Annotated in this window: 13 protein-coding genes; 4 read left to right on the forward strand and 9 right to left on the reverse strand. The window is 41.7% G+C overall.

Going from position 1 to position 19,403, the window contains the following annotated elements; translation table 11 throughout:
- Nucleotides 1-252 precede the first annotated feature (252 nt).
- Nucleotides 253-1,452: an MFS transporter gene (locus tag RMY64_RS07740; RefSeq protein ID WP_322699750.1), complete on the forward strand. Its 1,200-nt coding sequence runs from the start codon at nucleotides 253-255 to the stop codon at nucleotides 1,450-1,452.
- A gap of 80 nt (nucleotides 1,453-1,532) precedes the next feature.
- Here RMY64_RS07740 and ftsH4 read toward each other — a convergent pair whose 3' ends face one another.
- Together ftsH4 and RMY64_RS07750 are read right to left on the reverse strand one after the other, a co-directional pair.
- Entirely contained in the window at nucleotides 1,533-3,401 is a 1,869-nt protein-coding gene (ftsH4, locus tag RMY64_RS07745; RefSeq protein ID WP_322699751.1) for an ATP-dependent zinc metalloprotease FtsH4, read from the reverse strand.
- A 575-nt stretch (nucleotides 3,402-3,976) separates the two neighbouring features.
- A complete protein-coding gene (locus tag RMY64_RS07750; protein WP_322699752.1) occupies nucleotides 3,977-5,059 on the reverse strand; it encodes a peptidoglycan-binding protein in 1,083 nt (360 codons plus the stop codon).
- Nucleotides 5,060-5,461: 402 nt separating this feature from the next.
- On the opposite strand from RMY64_RS07750, the gene RMY64_RS07755 reads away from it, so the two are divergent.
- Nucleotides 5,462-6,118 (forward strand): class I SAM-dependent methyltransferase, encoded by a 657-nt coding sequence (locus tag RMY64_RS07755; RefSeq protein WP_322699753.1) that lies wholly within the window; start codon nucleotides 5,462-5,464, stop codon nucleotides 6,116-6,118.
- A 59-nt stretch (nucleotides 6,119-6,177) separates the two neighbouring features.
- On the opposite strand, the gene RMY64_RS07760 is transcribed toward RMY64_RS07755, so the two are convergent.
- Nucleotides 6,178-7,134 carry an aldo/keto reductase gene (locus RMY64_RS07760; protein ID WP_322699754.1) on the reverse strand — a complete coding sequence of 319 codons (957 nt, stop codon included), beginning with the start codon at nucleotides 7,132-7,134 and terminating at the stop codon, nucleotides 6,178-6,180.
- 225 nt (nucleotides 7,135-7,359) lie between these two features.
- Here RMY64_RS07760 and RMY64_RS07765 point away from each other — a divergent pair, with 225 nt between their 5' ends.
- Entirely contained in the window at nucleotides 7,360-8,100 is a 741-nt protein-coding gene (locus tag RMY64_RS07765; RefSeq protein WP_322699755.1) for an SDR family oxidoreductase, read from the forward strand.
- Nucleotides 8,101-8,266: 166 nt separating this feature from the next.
- Here the strand turns inward: RMY64_RS07765 and RMY64_RS07770 are convergent, their stop codons facing one another.
- The 3 genes from RMY64_RS07770 to RMY64_RS07780 all read right to left on the reverse strand — a co-directional run bounded on the left by RMY64_RS07770 (nucleotide 8,267) and on the right by RMY64_RS07780 (nucleotide 12,921).
- Nucleotides 8,267-10,018: a protein kinase domain-containing protein gene (locus tag RMY64_RS07770; RefSeq protein WP_322699756.1), complete on the reverse strand. Its 1,752-nt coding sequence runs from the start codon at nucleotides 10,016-10,018 to the stop codon at nucleotides 8,267-8,269.
- Between the two features lie 373 nt (nucleotides 10,019-10,391).
- Complete coding sequence (locus RMY64_RS07775; protein WP_322699757.1) at nucleotides 10,392-12,068, reverse strand: alpha/beta hydrolase; 1,677 nt, start codon at nucleotides 12,066-12,068, stop codon at nucleotides 10,392-10,394.
- 358 nt (nucleotides 12,069-12,426) lie between these two features.
- Nucleotides 12,427-12,921, reverse strand: coding sequence for a quercetin 2,3-dioxygenase (locus tag RMY64_RS07780; protein WP_322699758.1), 495 nt, complete (start codon nucleotides 12,919-12,921; stop codon nucleotides 12,427-12,429).
- A 489-nt stretch (nucleotides 12,922-13,410) separates the two neighbouring features.
- On the opposite strand from RMY64_RS07780, the gene RMY64_RS07785 reads away from it, so the two are divergent.
- Nucleotides 13,411-13,794 carry a GFA family protein gene (locus RMY64_RS07785; RefSeq protein ID WP_322699792.1) on the forward strand — a complete coding sequence of 128 codons (384 nt, stop codon included), beginning with the start codon at nucleotides 13,411-13,413 and terminating at the stop codon, nucleotides 13,792-13,794.
- Nucleotides 13,795-13,985: 191 nt separating this feature from the next.
- Here the strand turns inward: RMY64_RS07785 and RMY64_RS07790 are convergent, their stop codons facing one another.
- The 3 genes from RMY64_RS07790 to RMY64_RS07800 all read right to left on the reverse strand — a co-directional run bounded on the left by RMY64_RS07790 (nucleotide 13,986) and on the right by RMY64_RS07800 (nucleotide 19,296).
- Nucleotides 13,986-14,405: a hypothetical protein gene (locus RMY64_RS07790; RefSeq protein ID WP_322699759.1), complete on the reverse strand. Its 420-nt coding sequence runs from the start codon at nucleotides 14,403-14,405 to the stop codon at nucleotides 13,986-13,988.
- Nucleotides 14,406-14,480: 75 nt separating this feature from the next.
- The gene (locus RMY64_RS07795; RefSeq protein ID WP_322688282.1) at nucleotides 14,481-16,034 is read right to left on the reverse strand and encodes a GTP-binding protein; all 1,554 of its coding nucleotides are present in this window, start codon (nucleotides 16,032-16,034) and stop codon (nucleotides 14,481-14,483) included.
- 313 nt (nucleotides 16,035-16,347) lie between these two features.
- On the reverse strand, nucleotides 16,348-19,296 hold the full coding sequence (locus RMY64_RS07800; protein WP_322699793.1) for an NHLP bacteriocin export ABC transporter permease/ATPase subunit: 2,949 nt from the start codon (nucleotides 19,294-19,296) through the stop codon (nucleotides 16,348-16,350).
- Between the last annotated feature and the right edge of the window lie 107 nt (nucleotides 19,297-19,403).

Raw genomic sequence — 19,403 nt, forward strand, 5'->3', positions numbered from 1 at the left:
GCGAGTTTGCAGTTTAAATCCCCACTTCCCATCTGCTGATGACCTTTTTGGAATTAAAAATTAAAAGTTAAAAATTAAAAATTATTCTATTTTTAATTAATTAATTTTGGTACAGAGCTAACAATTATAGATAGCGTAGTGTTAGCGAGGCCACGTACTCCTGCAAAGAAGCAAGCTAGGCGCAGCGTCTCGTAGAGAGCGTCTTGAAATTTTTAATTAATAATTTTTAATTTTTAATTGGAGCGAAGCGACTTGACTACTTCGAAATCTCATCTGAATATTTTATGGGTGCAAGTTTGGGTGTTGGCAGCTGTGCAGGGAGCAATTACCCTCTCGTGGTTAATTTATAATATCTATTTACCGCAACTTTTGACTCAGTTTAGTTTTCCTGCTTCACTGGCAGTTGGTTTGGTGCTAGTCGAAAATGCTTTGGGTGCGGTGCTGGAACCAGTGATGGGTGGACTTTCAGACCAAGCTAGACGCTGGGTAGGAACTCGGTTTCCTTTTATTTCAGTAGGTATGATTATTGCATCGGCTTTGTTTATTGCCATACCATGCGTTGTAAGTTTGATCCCGCCTACTACCGTGATCCGATCGCTTTTACCTATAGTATTGGTAGCCTGGGCATTGGCAATGACAATATTTCGCTCTCCAGCTATGTGCCTATTGGGGATGTATTCAAAACCAGCCCAGTTACCTTTAACAGCAAGTTTTGTCACTTTAACAGGCGGTGTGATTGGAGCTTTTAAACCAATAAGCTACAAGTTTATTCTGAGTTTAGGCCCAGTTTATACCTTTGCGATCGGTTCTTTTGTGATGCTGGGGGCGGCAGCCGTATTTCGCTTAGTCAATCCCCCAGAAGTACCAGTGGATAGACACCAAGCAGAAACAGTAAAGTTGCCCTTAGAGAAATTGGCTTTGATTTTAGGAACTGGTTTTGGTGTCGCCTGGGGTATCCGATTTCTCATGGATGTCTTGGGTAAAGTACTCAAGACCCAACTGAATACTGATAATATTGATATGCAAATGGTTTGGATTGGAATAGCGATCGCAATTGCCAGCATACCAGCAGGAATCTTCGCCGTTAAAATTGGTAATAGTCAAGCAATGCTTTGTGGGATCTGTGCAATCATCCCTTCGTTATTGATAATGATATCTCTGGGCGCACAAATTCCAATAATTGTGTTGATCGTTGCGAGCTTTAGTTTAATTGTCAACGGGGCAATTCCTTTTGCTTTAGGGCAAGTACCCCAGCGATGGGCGGGATTAGGAATTGGGATATATTTTGGTGGGTTTGCTTTAGCGATGAGTTTGTTTGGCGTTATATTTCCCCAACTGCAAGTAATAACACCTTTTTTTGGTGCTGTTGGGGGTGGATTAGCATTTTTGTTAGCTGGTATTTGTATTGCGATAAGTGGCATTTCTGAAACGCAAAGGAACGCAGAGGTTTAACGCAAAGGTACGCAAAGTTATTCTCTGCGTACCTCTGTTTAGGAATTACGTTAGCGTAGCAAGACAAAGCCCATTACGAATTACAAATTAGCTACGGGTTTAACTTGACTCAATAAATCGTGCAGTTTTTCGCCTTCAATGACCTCTGTTTCCAATAGTTGAGTAGCGATTGCTTCTAGCAAGTCTCGATTCTGTCTGAGAATCTCTAGGGCTTGCTCGTGGGCTGTTTCCACGATTTCCTTGACTTCGATATCAATCGCTTTCGCTGTATCTTCACTTACCAATCTGCGAGGATTCGGCGCACCATTACCCAAAAATGCTGCTTGTTGTCCTTGTTGATAAGCTAATGGCCCTAAGACTTTGCTCATACCATAAGCTGTTACCATCCGTTCTGCCAAGTCAGTTGCTCGTTGCAAATCGTTGGAAGCACCTGTGGTAATACTGTTAAACACAACCTCTTCGGCGGAACGTCCACCTAACAGAGTTGCAATCTGACCCCGCAGTTCATCTTCATTCATCAAAAAGCGGTCTTCAGTTGGTAATTGCAGAGTGTAGCCCAAAGCTGCCATCCCACGAGGAATAATCGAAATCTTTTCTACACGACCGTTTCCGGTTGTGAGCGCCCCGACCATTGCGTGACCAACTTCATGGTATGCAACAATCTTTTTCTCAGTCTCGTTCATCACGCGACTCTTCTTCTCTAAACCGGCAACTACCCGCTCAATTGCTTCGGCAAAATCTTCTTGAGCAACCTTTTCACGCAGATTGCGCGCTGCCAATAATGCGGCTTCGTTCACCAAGTTTGCCAAATCTGCGCCAGCAAAACCAGGGGTACGAGTAGCGATCGCTTTTAAATCTACATCATCTCCTAATTTGACCTTTTGAGCGTGAATCTTGAGAATTGCTTCACGACCAGATAAATCGGGACGGTCTACCAACACTTGGCGGTCAAAGCGACCTGGACGCAGCAATGCAGGGTCTAGAGTTTCGGGACGGTTGGTCGCTGCTAGTACAATCACCGTTGCATCCCCAGCTGCAAACCCATCCATTTCAGTTAGTAATTGGTTGAGGGTTTGTTCGCGCTCATCGTTACCACCGTAGAAACCGTTACTGCTACGAGACTTACCGATCGCATCCAATTCATCAATGAATACAATACAGGGAGCTTGTTTTTTAGCCTGTTCAAACAAATCCCGCACTCTGGAAGAACCTACACCGACAAACAATTCGACAAACTCGGAACCAGAGATGCTGAAGAATGGAACTCCTGCTTCTCCTGCTACGGCTTTCGCTAAAAGTGTTTTACCAGTACCTGGAGGCCCAACCAACAACACACCTTTGGGAATCCTAGCGCCAATTTGCGTAAACCGTGCCGGAGTTTTGAGGAAATCTACAATTTCCACTAACTCAGTTTTTGCTTCTTCTACCCCAGCCACATCTGCAAAGGTGATTTTAGCGGATTCGCCTTCAACGTAAACCTTAGCTTTGCTCTTACCAATGGAAAGGGCACCTTGAGGGCCACCGCCACCAGCACCACGTGCAAGAAAGAACTGCCAAATCCCAATAAAAATCAGTGGTGGAATCACCCAACTTAACAGGGTTGTAAACCAAGTATTTTTGGGTGGCGGTGTAGCAGCAAACTCAACTCCCTTTTCTTCTAAGAGTTTGGGTAACTCCAAATCAAAGATGGGTGTAGTTGCAAACACCTGACCCGGCTCGGCATTTTCTGTTTTTATTTGGTAGAGGATCTGGTTTTGACCAACGGAAACGCGGTTGACTTCCCCTTCCTGTACTTGATGAATAAACAAGCTGTAAGGAACACCAGTCGGGCCAGAAGCAAATAAATTAGGCAAAAATAAATTTAAGAGCAAGAATAGCCCTGATACTGCCAGTAATATATTAGCAACGATCCGAAACCGAGGTGACTTAGGCTGTTCTTTAATTCCCATAAATGTTACCAATCCTGAAATAATGAAACTAACTTGAAAATTGTGTATGGGGCATTGGGCATAGGGCATTGGGCATTGGTTTTACCCATTCTCCTCTGTTTCTCATTTTCCTTAACGCTTTGAGAAACTTGATTAAAGACTGGTCAAAAATGCTGGTATATTCGCATCTGAGCAATGTCTACGATGGGCTGTAAGGCTCATGATGCTCGTTAGCCCTTACATCTCTTTGGGAGAAGACTCGCTAACGATAAGGCAAAGTTGTTCGGCTTGTCTGGGTCTTCAAGTATACTATTGTTTCTCATAATTTCTCCCATTTAGCAATGTTTGCAGTATTTTTTTACTTATTTATGTAACTAAACTTAACAATTTAATTAATCTTTGGGAACTAACGAGCAAATACGGTTTACCGTACTCAAAAAATATGCAGAGATTGGGAGATGCAAATAGAAATCCCCCACAAAGAGTTATTTTGAACCCTTTGTGGAGTTTTCGTTGTTCCAATCTGGAATTTTTATCAAGTCATTCTACTCTGAACTTTGGAACTGCGTTCTCCATATATGCGGTTCCTCTAGCCATTAATGTCCATCATGCGACCAGTGGGGGCGATCGCTAGATAATTTAATCACACCGTAAGAACGGCCAACTTGCCATAAAATAGAATTTTCATAACTCGTTCGTGGCTGATTAATACTAACTGTAATTCCACTAGCGTTTTTGATATTTAAGGTTCCTGACCAAGTAATTTCCCAATCAATTGCTAATCTTTGGGTATGACGAGAGGTAAGAACAGGTCGAAAAGCAATATTATAAGCAGACACCATTTCTTTAGCAGCTTGGACAGAACCAGCATTGGTGTAATGTAGCCAATTAATATCTACATTAGGCATCGGTGGAACATCTTTAGCAGCAATTTCATTATTACTAATACGAAAAGCATAGTGCATTAAATAAGCTCGTTCTGAAGGGCGAAATACTGAAGATATATCGATATTTGCTCCGGCATTTTTTAAGGCTTGCTCAAAAGCTTGTACTTTTTGACGGAAGGGAGAAGCTAAATCATCAATTGAGTCGCTGTCTGGGAAAAAATTAACCCAGGCTTTTCCACTCAGTCGTTGTCTTAATCTTTTGGCATATTCAGTTATGTTGTCTAAAGCCAACTCCAAATCAATGCCAAGCTTGGTTTTTGTTGTATTAGAAATCTGTTGAGCTAACTCGGCTCGAAAATTGACGTCTCTGATTTTATAAGTTTCGGCTAGTCCTTTTGTACTGTTGGGGCCAAAGTCTCCATCAGCTACTAACGGTGGATTCAAGCGACCGATCGCTGTTAAACTTTTTTGTAAATCTTTGACCTCATTTACTCCAAAGTTAAGATAGGTTAAGAATTTATTCCCGGCATCGGTGTAGATAGCAAAATAAATTGCAAAACCTTGCTCTAGCGCTTTTTTATAAGTAGCAGTATCGACAATTTCCGTTACTGTTAAAGCATTACTAGTCTGATAATCACGAGTTGCTTGGGCTGTAATATTCCCAAAATCCCCATCAACGGCAGCAATAGGGAAGTCATAATCTAAAAGAAATTTCTGCCAAGCAGTTACAATTGGCCCTTCGGATTTTTTTTGGAGAGTCGGAAGTTGCAAAGCTTGAAGTTTAAAGCTCATAGTTTTTCTTGGATGAAACAATTGTTTTGAGTTAATTTCTCTGTCACTATTCGTCGTATAATTTAAGTTACTACCGCTGCCAATTTGGTATCTCGTACTTCATGAGAGCGATTGGAGTTCAATAAACGCTGTTTTGCAAAACCCACTTTGGATTATAACATCCGCAGTTATATTAGATTTTCTCAGGCGATCGCCGATCATCGTATATATAAACGCCTCTATCCTTTTGTTCTTTCTGTGATATCTTACGGTTCCTGTGCTACGCGTAATACGTTAATTAAATTCATCCTATCAGGTGAGTCTAATGGGTGAGGTACAACAAACACCAAGTATTGTACCTTGAGGCTATCAAATGATTGTTTAGCACCCCAATTTCTCGGCTCAAAAATTAGGAAGTAGATAATGACTGTAAACCAAATTATTGGAGATTCAAAAAATAATATTTTTGCAAACCTTGGTAAACATTTTTTTGCCTGGATGATGGCTTCAAGTAGTAGCAAATATGATCAAATTGTCAGCGATCGCCAACGTTCTATGTTTGCTAATCTCCAAGGTAAAGTTTTAGAAATTGGCCCCAGAATAGGCGCTAACTTACCCTATTATCCTAAAGATATCCATTGGATAGGAATCGAGCCAAATTCACATAGGCATTCTTCTCTTCAAAAACAAGCAGAAAAACTGGGTTTAAATATCGACCTCCGCATTGGTAATGCCGAATGGTTAGATGCCGAAGATAACAGCATCGATACTGTTGTTAGTACATTATTTTTATGCTCTGTGCCGAATATAGATTATACATTGCAGGCAATTTTAAGAGTACTTAAACCAGGCGGACGCTTCTTATTTATTGAACGTGTCGCCGCACCTCAAGGAAGTTTATTGCGACAAGTACAAAACACAATTAGTCCAATTGGGAAAGCAATAGGTGATGGTTGTCATCCAGATAAAGAAATTTGGATAGCATTAGGAAAGGCTGGTTTTAGTAGCATCAATTATGAGCGATTTGATGCGCAATTGCCAATTGTTAGTCCTCATATTATCGGCGTAGCAACAAAATAAAAGTATGAATAAACCCCCGGCTAAAGTCGTGGGGTTTATCAGGTTTTCCAGCAGAGATTTTATGGATTCTCGCGCAGGAAAGTATCAATATCATTTAGTTCCTGCTGATTGAGGCGAAATTCTCCAGCACCAATGATTCCTTCTACCTGCTTGGGATTGCGTCCGCCAACGATCGCCGCAGTCACCGCCGGATTATTTAAAGTCCAAGCGATCGCTACTTCACCTGGAGAGCGATCGTGTTGTTTACCAATGTGTTGCAACACTTCGACTAGCTTCAGGTTACGAGATAGACGTGGCTCCTGAAATTCATTACTGTTTTTGCGCCAATCATTATCTGGGAAATTAGCAACTCGCTCAGGTGTCATCTTTCCTGTAAGCAAACCAGATTGCATAGGTGAATAAACAATCACACCTATGTTATTTTCCTTACAAAAAGGCAGAATCTCCTTTTCGACATCCGGCTTCACCAGCGAATAAGGCGGTTGCAATGACGTAACTGGTGCAATCTCTTGGATACGTTTCAACTGTTCGACATTGAAATTAGAAACTCCGATATAGCGAACCTTACCCTCATCCTTGAGCTTGGCCAAAGTTGTCCAGCCTTCTTCGATTTCTGAGTCAGGGTTGGGCCAGTGGATTTGGTAAAGGTCGATGGTTTCAATGTCTAGTCGGCGCAGACTGGCTTCAACCTCCCGCCGCAAAGAATCCGCTTTTAGACTGCGACCAATTTCGCCTTTTTCATCCCAGATCATTGAGCATTTCGTGAAAATGTAAGGGCGACTAGATCGACCTTTGAGCGCCTTAGCAACAACCTCTTCAGAATGCCCTAAACCATAAATAGCTGCTGTGTCAATCCAATTAACGCCGAGGTCAAGAGCGCGATCGATCGCCGCGATCGATTCTTGGTCATCTTGCTCTCCCCAGCCAAAAGCCCATTCACCGCCACCAATCGCCCAAGCACCAAAGCCGATTGGGGTAATGTTAAGCTCTGAATTGCCAAGCTGTTTGGTTTGCATATCTACCTTCTGCAAGAATTTTTGAGTCAATTGCTACTTTAAGCTGCAAATATTTTCTCAACAGCTATCTGAGGTGTGAATTAGTACTGGTGCAAATATGACAGGCGATCGCTACTTGTGTAGGATTACTAAATCTCAAATATTGTGTTGATACACACTACTTATACACTAAACTTGCTCAAAGATAGTAAAAGTTGTCAGTGCCGAGCAAAATAGAGAAGCAATATGTCAGAAGATTTAAAAGGCAAAGTTGCGCTGATTACAGGTGCAAACAAAGGTATTGGATATGAGATTGCCCGCCAATTAGGTTCTAGAGGTGCTACTGTTCTTGTTGGTTCAAGAGATATAGGACGTGGTGAAGAAGCGGCGAATAAACTTCGTCTTAGCCAGATCGATGCCCAAACAATTCAACTTGATGTGAGCGACCAAAAAACAATCGACTCTGCGGCTAAACAAATCGAGAGCGAATTTGGAAAACTTGATATTCTCGTGAACAATGCTGGAATAGTAAGTGATGGCGATCGCCTTCCACCTAGCCAAGTTGATATTGAAACACTACGACATACTTATGAAACGAATGTATTTGGAGTGTTTGCAGTTACAAAAGCGTTGTTGCCATTTTTAAAGAAATCAAAAGCAGGGCGAATAGTGAATTTATCAAGTGGTTTAGGTTCTCTGACTCTGAACTCCGATCCCAATTACGAATTCGCTGATTTTAAGTTTCTTGCTTATAACTCATCCAAAACAGCAGTGAATGCAATCACAGTTTTATTGGCTGCCGAACTTAAAGATACCCCAATTAAAATCAATGCTGCCGATCCTGGTTTTACAGCAACTGACATTAATCAATATCAAGGGTATCGCACTGTTGAACAGGGTGCGATCGCAGCAGTAAAACTCGCTACTTTACCAGATGATGGTTCTAGCGGAGGATTTTTTGATGAAAACGGTGTGGTTCCTTGGTAAAAACTAGAGGGCATTGGGCATGGGTTATTTCCCTTATTCCCTTATCTCATCGTACCTCTACGGGAAAGCAAGCTAAGTGCAGTGTCTGTTTGCAACGACATACTACGCGGACGTACAAAGTGTTAAAAATTACGAATTACGAATTACGAATTACGAATTACCAAACCTACCGAATATTAACCTCTTGCAAGTAATTTACTTCTTGAAGAGATTCAATTTTAGTAACTGACTTTTTCGGAACAAATAAATTTGTTCTTTTTGCAGAAGCTATCTTTTGATAGTCAGCTACCACGCGTTGTTTTTGGGTATACTCATTCAATTTGGCTTGAGCTTGAGCATAAACTAAAGTATCGTTGGGAATATTTCGGAGAAATTTTACAGCTCGATCGAAATCACCAATAGATGCTTTTTTATAGGCTTTCTGTAAAAAGTAGGCTGCTCTGATCTGCCGTTTTCGATTATATTCAGCTAACTTGTCTTGAACTAAAGCACCTGCACGACTTTCTTGAGGAATTTGACGCAGATATTGTAAGGCGGCAGAAAAATCTTTGTCAGCAGCTTTTTCGTAAGCTTTTGCTAATAAATCTTGCGTCTGTATTTCAATGTTGACAGATGCTTTCTGAACTATTTTATCTGTTTTAGATTGCCAATAAAAAATTTTAGGAACTTTCGCAGCAGCACGAAGAACATCTGACCATCTGCTCTCTTGAAAAGCTAGTTGTGCTATTTCGTATTGCTGTGCAGCTACTTGCCATTGCTCTTGCCATTCTTCAATTGTAGCTTGCGCTTCTGGATAAACATTGCTGTGAGAAGGGATTGATTTAGCGAGTGCGATCGCTTCTTCCAAATCCCCTGCTTGATATTCTTTTGTGGCTTTATATAAAGTATCTGTTTCTGAATATGCAGGTGCAGTATTAACTAAAGAATATACACCAAATCCCATCACTAAAGAATTAGCTGCCAGCCCTACTTTCATTCCTGTGAATAATGGGGATAATTTCCCAGACGCAGGATTTTTTGCTACTTCTAAGGAAAATTGAGAATCTTCCTCTAATGTTTCTGATGGCTGAGGTTCCCAGATTATTTGTTTGAGTACCCGCAACACTTCACCCGCAGACTGAAAGCGGTCTTGGTAATTGTAGCGGATCATTTGGCTGAGAACAGCAGCTAAATAATCGTTAACTGGCGTGTTTTGAGAACGCCAAAAAATTTCATTAGTAGAAGGATCGGTTTTTAATTGTAGTGGTTCTAGCCCTGTTAAAGCCTGGATAGCAATCATACCCAAAGCATAAATATCACTGTTGGGCTGTGTCTGACCAATAAATTGTTCTGGCGGTATGTATCCCAATGAAGTGACGGGAATTCTATAAATGGGCAATTCTGCACCTATGCCAAAATCGATCGACTGGATTGAGCCAAAGTCAATCATAACTAACTTGTTATCAACAGTACGTCTAATCAAGTTTTCCGGCTTGATATCGCAATGGATAACGCCTTGAGAGTGAACAAATTCTAGAATACCTAAGACATCTATTAAAAATTTTACAACTTCGCTCTCACTCCACAGACAGCCCCATTGGCTATCGATGGGCAATTCCGCAGTCAGCGCATGTCCTTCAATACACTCTTGCACTATATAAAATCGCTCGTTTTCTTCAAAACAGGCGATAAATTCAGGAATTTGGTCATGGCTTCCTAGAAGCTTGAGGGTTTGGGTTTCAGTCAGAAACAGTAACCTCAACATCTCCAAATAGCCAGATTCGGAACTGCTAACTTTAATCTGCTTAATAACGCATTTGGGATTCTCTGGATAATCTACATCTACAGCAATGTATGTTTGTCCAAACACCCCTGCACCGAGGCTTTGGACAACTTGGTAACGCCCTTGTAGTAATTTACCGATTATGTGGTGGGTCATGACCTGGTTACTCAGTAAGTCCTTTTATCTAGTTTTTCTGACATTCCCTCCTGTTTCCGGAATACTTTAGAAATAAATAACCAGAATTTTGACACTAAAATATAAGTTAATTTTTTTTAAGTATTTTTGCGTATAAAAAACATTTTTTTAGGAAAAAAATACTTCGCAAACAAAATGCCTTTGTTGGGTTGCGCTTTGCTTCACCCAACCTACAATTTTTCTTAACTTTTAAGTAAGTCGGTGCAATAAAACCAAACTGTGTGAAGGAAAGTAAATAAGCCTCAAACTCTTTCTCCCCCTGCCCCCTGCCTTATCCCAATAATTATTTACACCGACCTACTTACTTTTTCCCCTTGACTTAGCAATTTCTTGTCTAATCTTGAGTCTTTTGTTGATATATTTGCGGCGCAAGAATCACTTGAATTTGCTTTTCGTGGCATTTTTGAGAAAAAACGCTAATTTGCTCGGACTCGCCTCCTTCAATTGACAAAGATTGCAAAAATCCTTGAAATCCTAAAAAAGCTAATTCATAAATAGCTTTTTGAGTAAAAGCACCTTCAAAATAGCCCGTGTGGGTATCAACACCTTGAGGATCTGTATTCTTAAAAGACTTCCGAATAAATGCCAAGGTGAGGAAAATATAATTCCCAAAATTTATCGCTGGCTTTTGGATGGCAGAACTAACTATTCCGATCTGCTTCATCCGGTCATCTTTATAATCTGTACAGTCAAAATATGTAAATAAATCTGCGGGTTGTACCAAGTTTTCTGACATTTCAGTTATCTCTTCAAGTTTTCTATGTTCGCTACTAGAAGAACGAATTTCTAAATATTTATAAGGATTATCAAGTCTGTAACCTTTGCCATAGTCTTGTTTGTGTAAATTAACAACTCCATATCTGGGTGTATGACCCACTGAATCATTTTTATTGTTGAAATGTTTAACTGTTATATTACCAAGCCTGTACCCACTAATACGAGTTCGCGCTGGGAAACTAAAATAATTTGCGGCAGTAGAGGTAAATCGTAATGCTAGGTCGCCTTCATTACAAAATATATAAGCTTCTTCACAACGACGTAAAGAAGAACGAAGAAAATTAGCACGTCCTGGCAAGATACTTTCTACAGGAATATCAGGTGCAACTAGCACAAGTCTGCCTAATCGAAATACATTGCCAATATCCGAATTCGGTTTTTTATTAATAGATTTAACATCAAAAACATCAGAGAGAATCCGAATCACATCTGTTACTACAAAACACCCCATACTATGACTAATAAAAGATAATTTAATACGCTTATTTGGGGAAAGTTTTGCTGTGTAATCTAACTGTCTGATCAATTCAACTAAATCTGTAGTTCCATAATTACTTGCTCTGTAAATATCACGAAAATAAGTAGATATCCTGAGAATAATTAATGTAAAGATAATTGAAGATACAATACCAGATAAAATTAACATTGCTGTGAAAAAGTGGACAGCACTATTACTCAAAATATTTAGGAATAATAAAGCTATGGCAGAGCATATACTAATTGTTAGTCCTAAAGCTAAATTAATAGCTAGTAAAGTTGGTAGAGAAGAAAGTGCGTTGATTAGCTTTTGTCTAAAGGAACCAGATTCATCCGTTTTTATAGGATTTTCTGATGGCCATCTATATCCGATAAAAATATACTTATTTGGTTGTTCAATATGCGTATTAACATATTCATAAATCTTTTTACACCCCGTCTCTGTATCCGATGGTGTAGAACTATATCCATGAATATTTATAATTATTTCTGGGTCGGGGCTTGATTGCAAACTTTTAGAAATTTTCTCAATCATTTCTTGGGCTGAAGGTTCAGCTTTTCCATCATTGATATTAAAAAACTTTTTATTCGCAACTGATGAGAAATATCTATGAGAATTGTCTTCTTCTGTCTCAACGTTCAGTTTCGCAGTACTAACTACTAAATAACCAGGTATTTTTTCTTGATTATTTTTTTTAAATTCGTAAATTTTATACGGTTGATTGTCTGGCAGACTCTGATTATCAGGATAGGTCATTAGGTCTATTTCCTTTCAACAATTTATATTCAGTATATCGCGATCGCTTTTTGGTGATATCGGGTCAGCCTGCTTAGATACTGAGTGAACTCAGTACTTATATGAGCGATCTATAAGCCAACTCTGACCCATACCATTACTGCTTGATGGTCATTAAAAGCTATAGCCTTATTCACCATAGCTTAAAGTTATTCAAGCGTGCCATTCAAGTATGAGCCAGCGTTGGATAGTCCGAAGTTTGTGGTAGTGTAATGAAACAAGGGGGGTTGATGCCTCACCTTGATATAAATTATACCGAGTATCAGATTAACTAAATAATCCTTAAACCCGAAATTTTTTCGGGTTTAAAGTTTGATTTTTATGGAGAATTATCAGTTTCAGGAAGAACAATTGTAATTCCATATTTTGGAGCAGTTGCTAATATTTTGTCAATCAATTCTTGAGTTATAGGTAACGGTGGAACTGATGAATTCTCTACTTTAGTTCCGACTTGTGCAAAAAACTTTTCTATTCCACCTGGAGTAGCCAAAATCAGCATTTTAGCTGGAGCAGAACCAATATTTTTAAAACTATGGAGTTGACCTTTAGGAGAATGTAAAAAGGTTCCGGGAGTTGCTACAACTGTTTGTTCATCAAGATAAAACTCAATCGAACCTTCAAGAATGTAGAATGCTTCATCTTCTCGACTATGAATATGTGGCGGCGGGCCTAGTTGGGGTGCAAGTACTACTTCAAACAGTGCATACTTGCCATCAGTTTGTTCGCTCGTAGCTTTAAAGGTGGTTACATCGCCTGCTACTGAATAACTATCACCATCACCTAGTTGCGATAAGATCCCATGATTAATTGTCATTTTCATCATCTCCTAAGTTTTATGACAAACAGATTGCCCTGCTTGCACAAATAATTAAAATACAGCCTAGCCATGATTCAAAAGCCCAGTAATTAAGCTCTAATGCGCTACCCACTATTGTTTTCCGAAAATTAATTAGAATAATTATTTCATGCTAAAACTGATATTTACCAGAGGCTTCTATCTAAAGAATTAGTTGTTTTCTGCCTATGGGGTTGCCTAACAAGCACCAAAAAATCGCGCGTCGATTTGCTGCAAAATACTCCCCAATGTTGGACACGATTTGCGATAACACTATTCAATTGCATATTGCTTTCTCTTCCCTTTTTTGTATTTGCAGATAATCCATGAAATATTATTGTTAATTATGAATGGAACATGAATAGCGAACGGAGGCGGCAGATCGTGAACGACTGGAATTTACCCTGGGAAGGTGGATGCCGTTGCGGACAGATACGGTTTCAGGTAAGTGCCCCGCCTCTGCTGACGATGGCTTGCCACTGCACGGGTTGTCAGCGAATGACCGCTAGCGCTTTTTCTTTAAGCGTTGCGATTCCAAGCGTTGGGTTCTCAATACTGAAAGGTCAGCCGACCATTGGCGGTTTGCACGGCGCGACCCGCCATTACTTCTGCCCGCACTGCATGAGTTGGATGTTTACTCACCCGGAAGGAATAGATGAGTTCGTCAACCTTCGTGCGACGATGCTGGACGATGCGTCATGGTTCACGCCTTTCATTGAAACTTGGACGAGGGAAAAGCTGCTATGGGCGATGACCTCTGCGGTTCATAGTTTCGAGACCCTGCCCAATTACGAAGACTATGCTCTCCTGATAGAAGAATACGCCAAGCAAGCGTCGAAACCTGCACGATGACGTATGATATCATGTCCGGTGAAAGACTTATCATTAAGAACGCAGGGGAGCAGGGGGCAGGGGGAAATAGGGTTTTTTGGTTTTTGCACAGATGCAAGAATTATAACTAATTAGGCGAACATGATATCAGTCATCAACTCAAATGGTTGCAGTCAGGTTTGGGGAATTTTAGCCACAAAAGTCAATAAACTTTAACGTTGAACTGAAGCTTGCTTTGGCGGGGTTCCGTTCCAAGAGAAAGTAGGTTCGCCCTCGCAATAGCTCCATCTTGCTTCCCAGGGCATGGGAAAATTAGGAACCAGAAAGCGGATTGAAAATCGTCCCCAGGTGTTGCTCAACTTGCCTGACCCATCTTCTCGTGACGTATCACATTTGACATTGGAGTTACCAACCCAATAGCCATGATAAATTCCACGATTGCTCGTTACTCCAGCTAGCCCTTCAATGAAGATAGTTCCTCCTGGATAAGTCCATATAGCAGTTTTACCGCGATCGCTTTGATAGACCACCCTGCCATAGCCGCTATTCCACACTTCATCTGCAAACGTAATTTTTGGCACAGCCGCCAAAACAAATACTGCACTGACAATTACTAGTTGCTGAAGCTTCATTGCACTCCTGATTTCTAGTAAGCGTATAACACTACACACAGATGATATCGCTTATGGTCATAAAACTAATAATATTTAACTATTGACTTCTTCATCATGTTCAACCACCTCAGATTTATCTTGTAATGGCTTCACTACCCGTGCGATCGCTTCCTGAATAAAAGCTTTAATAAATTCATCTCGGCGATTAATTTGAAACTGTCGCTGTACAACTTCTGTCATTCCACCATCACCCCAATCTTGGTCATGACGAAAATATTCAATGAAACTTTTACCGGCAATTCGCGTTAAATAAGCTGCTGTCACGCCTTGAATTGCTCTACCAATAATAAAGGTGGCAACATTGAGTTGCAAGGCTGTAGATAATAATTGAATTGCTCCTTTGACAATGCCTAAACTAGCGATGGTTTTCGCTAAAGAAAGAGCTAATTCTCGTCCCCGTTCCATATTCAATTCACAGCCATACACTCTACCAATTTCCACAACCATTTGAGCGTTGACTGCGGCTGTGGCTAATAAATCTACAACTGGTATTGGCGTGACTGATACCACACCAGCACCAATCCATTGAAACCGTTCTACGATTTTGTCAGCTTGACGGCGACGCTGCCCATCAATGAGTTTTCGCGCTTCGTCTCCCAATCGCAGAGATTGCAAAAGAATATTATCTGCTACTAAATCTTCACCCTCAGCTCGTAAAACAGCAGCCGTGCGCCGCAGCAAAGGAACAATATCCGGTTCCGGCTGGAAGGTTTCGCCAGTTTCGAGTTGTGCAGGTTGGGGATTAGCAGCGATCGCTACCACATCATTAGTAGCAATAAATCCCCGTACCCGTTGACGCAATCTCGCAAGGATGGATTCTTTATCTTCATCTGTATATAAATCAGTTTTGTTGAGAACTAGGAGCGATCGCTTCCCAATTTCTGCCAACCCTCGCAACGGCTCATATTCTGAACGTCGTAAGTCATTATCTACCACAAACAACAGTAAATCTGCTTCTGTCGCCAGTTCTCGCGCCATTTGTTCGCGTTCCGTTCCCGCCACTCCTGCTTCTAAAATCCCTGGCGTATCTGTAATTAAAATCTTGCGTTCTAATCCCTTCAACCGCAGACAATAGGTTTCTCCAACCTGAGTTGTACCCATCGGTGCATCTACTTGACCGACCATGCGTCCCATAATCGCATTTACCAGGGAAGTTTTACCAGCACTCCCCGTACCAAATACCACTACTTGAATTTCACCCCGTGCGAGATTGGCTTCAATCTCTCGCGATCGACTTAATAAAGCTTGGCGTGTGACTTCATCTTGAATTTGCGCTACCTGTTGCCGTACAGCCTGGAGAGTTGTAGAAGCAGCATCAGATTTAGCAGCAGGAATTTGGGCCGCAGTCGCTCGCTTCGGATTGCGACGCGATCGCTTTTCTCCCGATCTAATCACCAATACATAATAAACAAAAGCGGCAACCAAGGCTCCAATCAGGAGAATCAGCAGCAACAGCAGTAAATTGCCTAGCAACGGCGAATAGGATAATTGCCAATAGAGGCGTGACAGGGAATCAATAAGCCATAGGGCTAGCCCCAAAATGACGATCAGACCGACAATCAGCGTTACTAGGCGTGACAGAGGCATGGCTGGGAAAAATTAGTGAATATTCAGTAGGCAGATGCTTCTAATCTTAATAGTTTCAGCATTTTTTACCAGAGTAGGAGATTTGCAAAGAATAAATTACTCAAAAAAATTACGAGAGCAAGCTTAAATAGGAGCGAAGTTAATTCAGTTATTTACTATCTTCCCAATACACAGTTATATCAAGTCCGCCAAATTACTCATCATAAAAGAACCCCACCCCCAGCCCCTCCCCGCCTGCGGGGAGGGGAGACAAAGCACAGCTTTGGCGGGGTGGGGTTCTTCGGGTTTAATAAGCAATCAAGCGGACATGATATTAAAGCAACTGTTGCATCATCAGTTGTGCAAATAGCCCTGATTGATTTCCTAGTTCAACAAAACTACCTTGCTGCACTACTTTGCCATTTGCAAGTACGTAAATTCGGTCAGCGTTTTGAATAGTACTGAGGCGATGAGCGATCGCAACCCTAGTTACCTTTAATTGTTGTAAACTTTCACTGACAATTGCCTGGGTTCTGTTATCTAAAGCGCTAGTCGCTTCATCGAATAGCAAAATCCGGGGTTTCAACACCAACGCCCTAGCAATCAACAACCGTTGTCGTTGTCCACCAGAAAGATTACTACCTCCCTCACTGACGATTGTATGCATCTGCATCGGCATTGCTGCAAGATCATCTGCAAAACCTGCCATCTGGGCTGCTGCCCAAGCTTCGTCCATCGTCACCAAGGCACCACTGGCAATATTCTCGAAAATAGAGGCTGACATCAACCGACTATTTTGCAGTACCACACCCAATTGACGGCGTACAGCATGGACATCCAATGAAGTTAAGTCTTGCCCGTCGTAGTAAATCGTGCCAGATTTGGCAAATTCAAACCCCAAAAGTAATCTCAATAAAGTTGATTTGCCGCTGCCAGAAGGCCCAACAATGGCAATAAATTCTCCTGGTTCAGCACGAATATTGACATTATCCAGCGTCAAGGGGCCATCATCGCGATAGCGGAAAGTTACCCGATCTACAACTAATTTGCCCGATAACCTACCCGGATCTGCTTGAGCAGAACTAATTTCCGGTTCAGCTTGCAAAATTGGTTGCGCCCGTTGCCACAAGGGTAAAACTTGCAAAACTTCCACAACTGTGCTGCTTAAGCTAGTGGCTCCGTTAATAAACGTGCCAAAAGCAACATTGAATGCTAAGAAAGTGCCAGTGGATAAACCACCTCCTCCAGGAGTTTGGGATTGCCCAATTAAGCTAGTAGCAAACCAGAAGAGGGCAGCAGTGGTTAACACAGGTAATACTTGATTGATTACCGCGAGGCTATCTTCAATGCCTTGGGTACTCAGCATTAATTTTAGTTGATGCGTATACTGTTTACCCCAGTAAGCAAAGGCGCGGGTTTCAGCTTTGGCGATTCGGAGTTTGGCAACTCCATTAATTAACTGCACCATTACGCCAAAGATTTGTCCTTGTAGCTCTAGTAATGGGCGAACTTTACGGACAATAAGACTACCAGAGATGATAGTGACGGCAATATTTACCAGTGCCACTGCACAAGCTATGAGAGCTAAGGAAACATTGTAGTAAAATAACAATCCCAGATTCAATAAGGAAAACAAACTGGAGAAGATTGTTTTTAAGACTGTGTTACCCAGTCGCTGGCGAATTTGAGTAATAGCCGTGACTCTAGAATCCAAGTCACCAACTGAGTAAGAGCGAAAAAAGGAAACCTTCAAGTTTAACAATCGATCCCAGACTGCGGCTTGGGTGGAGGAATCGGCAAAAGTTTCCAGCCTAATGGTGGCAAACCCAAGGGCTAGTTGAAACAGCGTTCCGCCAAAGGCAGCAGCCACCAAAGCAACAGCAATTTGGCTCAACAAGCCTCGATCGGCATCTGGGATTGCTTTGTCGATTAGGATAGCCGTAGCTTGAGGTGTCAGCATTCCTAACAGACTGATGGTAATTCCCATTACTAAAACTATAATTAGTTCTTTGTAATGTCCTTGGAGGGCAAACTGAAGTAAATCAAAAGTTTTCAGTTTTTTATCAGGTAAAGGTCGATAGAATGCGTAGGCAGTCTTAGCTAGGGCTGCTGCTATGTTGGCATCAACAGAGATAGGCGTTTGTTCTCCAGGAACGTAGAGTTTGTAATGTGTATCAGACACTGGTAATAGTGCCACTGGCAGTTTATCGGCAAGTGTAAATGCTAACATCGGCCCGCAATCCTTTTGCCACCAGTTCTCCCGCAACTGAATTCGTCGCAAGCGGATACGCGAAGCACGAGCGATCGCTTCTACAGGATCTTGGACTCGATTAGAATCTTCTGAGGCAGCTGGCGGACGAATCTTAATTCCTAATGCTCGTCCTACAGCACCAGCAGCAATTAGTAAGGCTTGATTTGGGTCAGTTGCATCAAGATTACTACTGAATCCTATATTATTTAGTCTGTCTGACTTTGGCTGTGGCAATACAGATGCTAATTCTGCTAACGTCTCTTGCATCACTTGGCTCTCAAGACGTTCCCTGGCTTGAAATCTCAGTAATTCTGCATCCATCTCCTGGCGTTGCAGCAGATTAATGCAGTGAAGGGAGTAGGTTTGTAGTTGGGACAAACCACCTAACAAGGAATCGATATCTTCTATGTCTGCGGTGTTAACACTTTTCAACTCCACAGTGTTATCTGCTTGTAACCAGATATTTTCAGCCAAAGGCAACATTCCAGAGGCAGAAGTTAACGGCAATTCTGCAAACCCCATCCATCTAGCCCGCCCTTGAAGAATTTGCACCCACGATATTTGATGCGGCTGGAAGATTTGGTCTTCGACTAAAGAGAACTGGCGGATTTTTGGCAGCGATGTTGGTATCGTTGGCGTAGCGATCCCAGCAAGTACCGAACCTAATTGATAAATCCAGCGTTCTATCAGAGTTACTACTTCTCTATTAGCGTCAGCAAACAACTGGTTAAAGTCTGCTTTCGATACTTTGAGAATTTCTGTCTCCTCAAGTGACACTGCTAAAACCTCTTGCTGCTTACCCTTTAAACTTGGTGCGATCGCAAACATCGCCTGTCCGGCTGTGCTACTAAATAAATAGCGACGAGTGCCTTCGGGAATGCCATCATTAACTGCGATCGCAAATAGCGCCAAGTAACCAGATTTTACTAGCCAAATTGTCTCCGGGTCATCTAGCAGTAGCGATTCATTGCATTGAAAACGATAGTGTTGTCCTTTGAGATTTGCAAACGATAAGAGGGATGAGGAAGACAAGGAAGTAATTTCTTCCCCTACTCCTCTGCTCCCCTGCTCCCCTGCTCCCCTGCTCCCCTGCCTCCCCTGCTCCCCTGCTCCCCTGCTCCCCTGCTCCCCCGCCTCTT

The sequence above is a fragment of the Nostoc sp. DedQUE08 genome, from assembly GCF_034530895.1.
In the GTDB taxonomy this organism is placed as follows: Bacteria; Cyanobacteriota; Cyanobacteriia; order Cyanobacteriales; family Nostocaceae; genus Nostoc.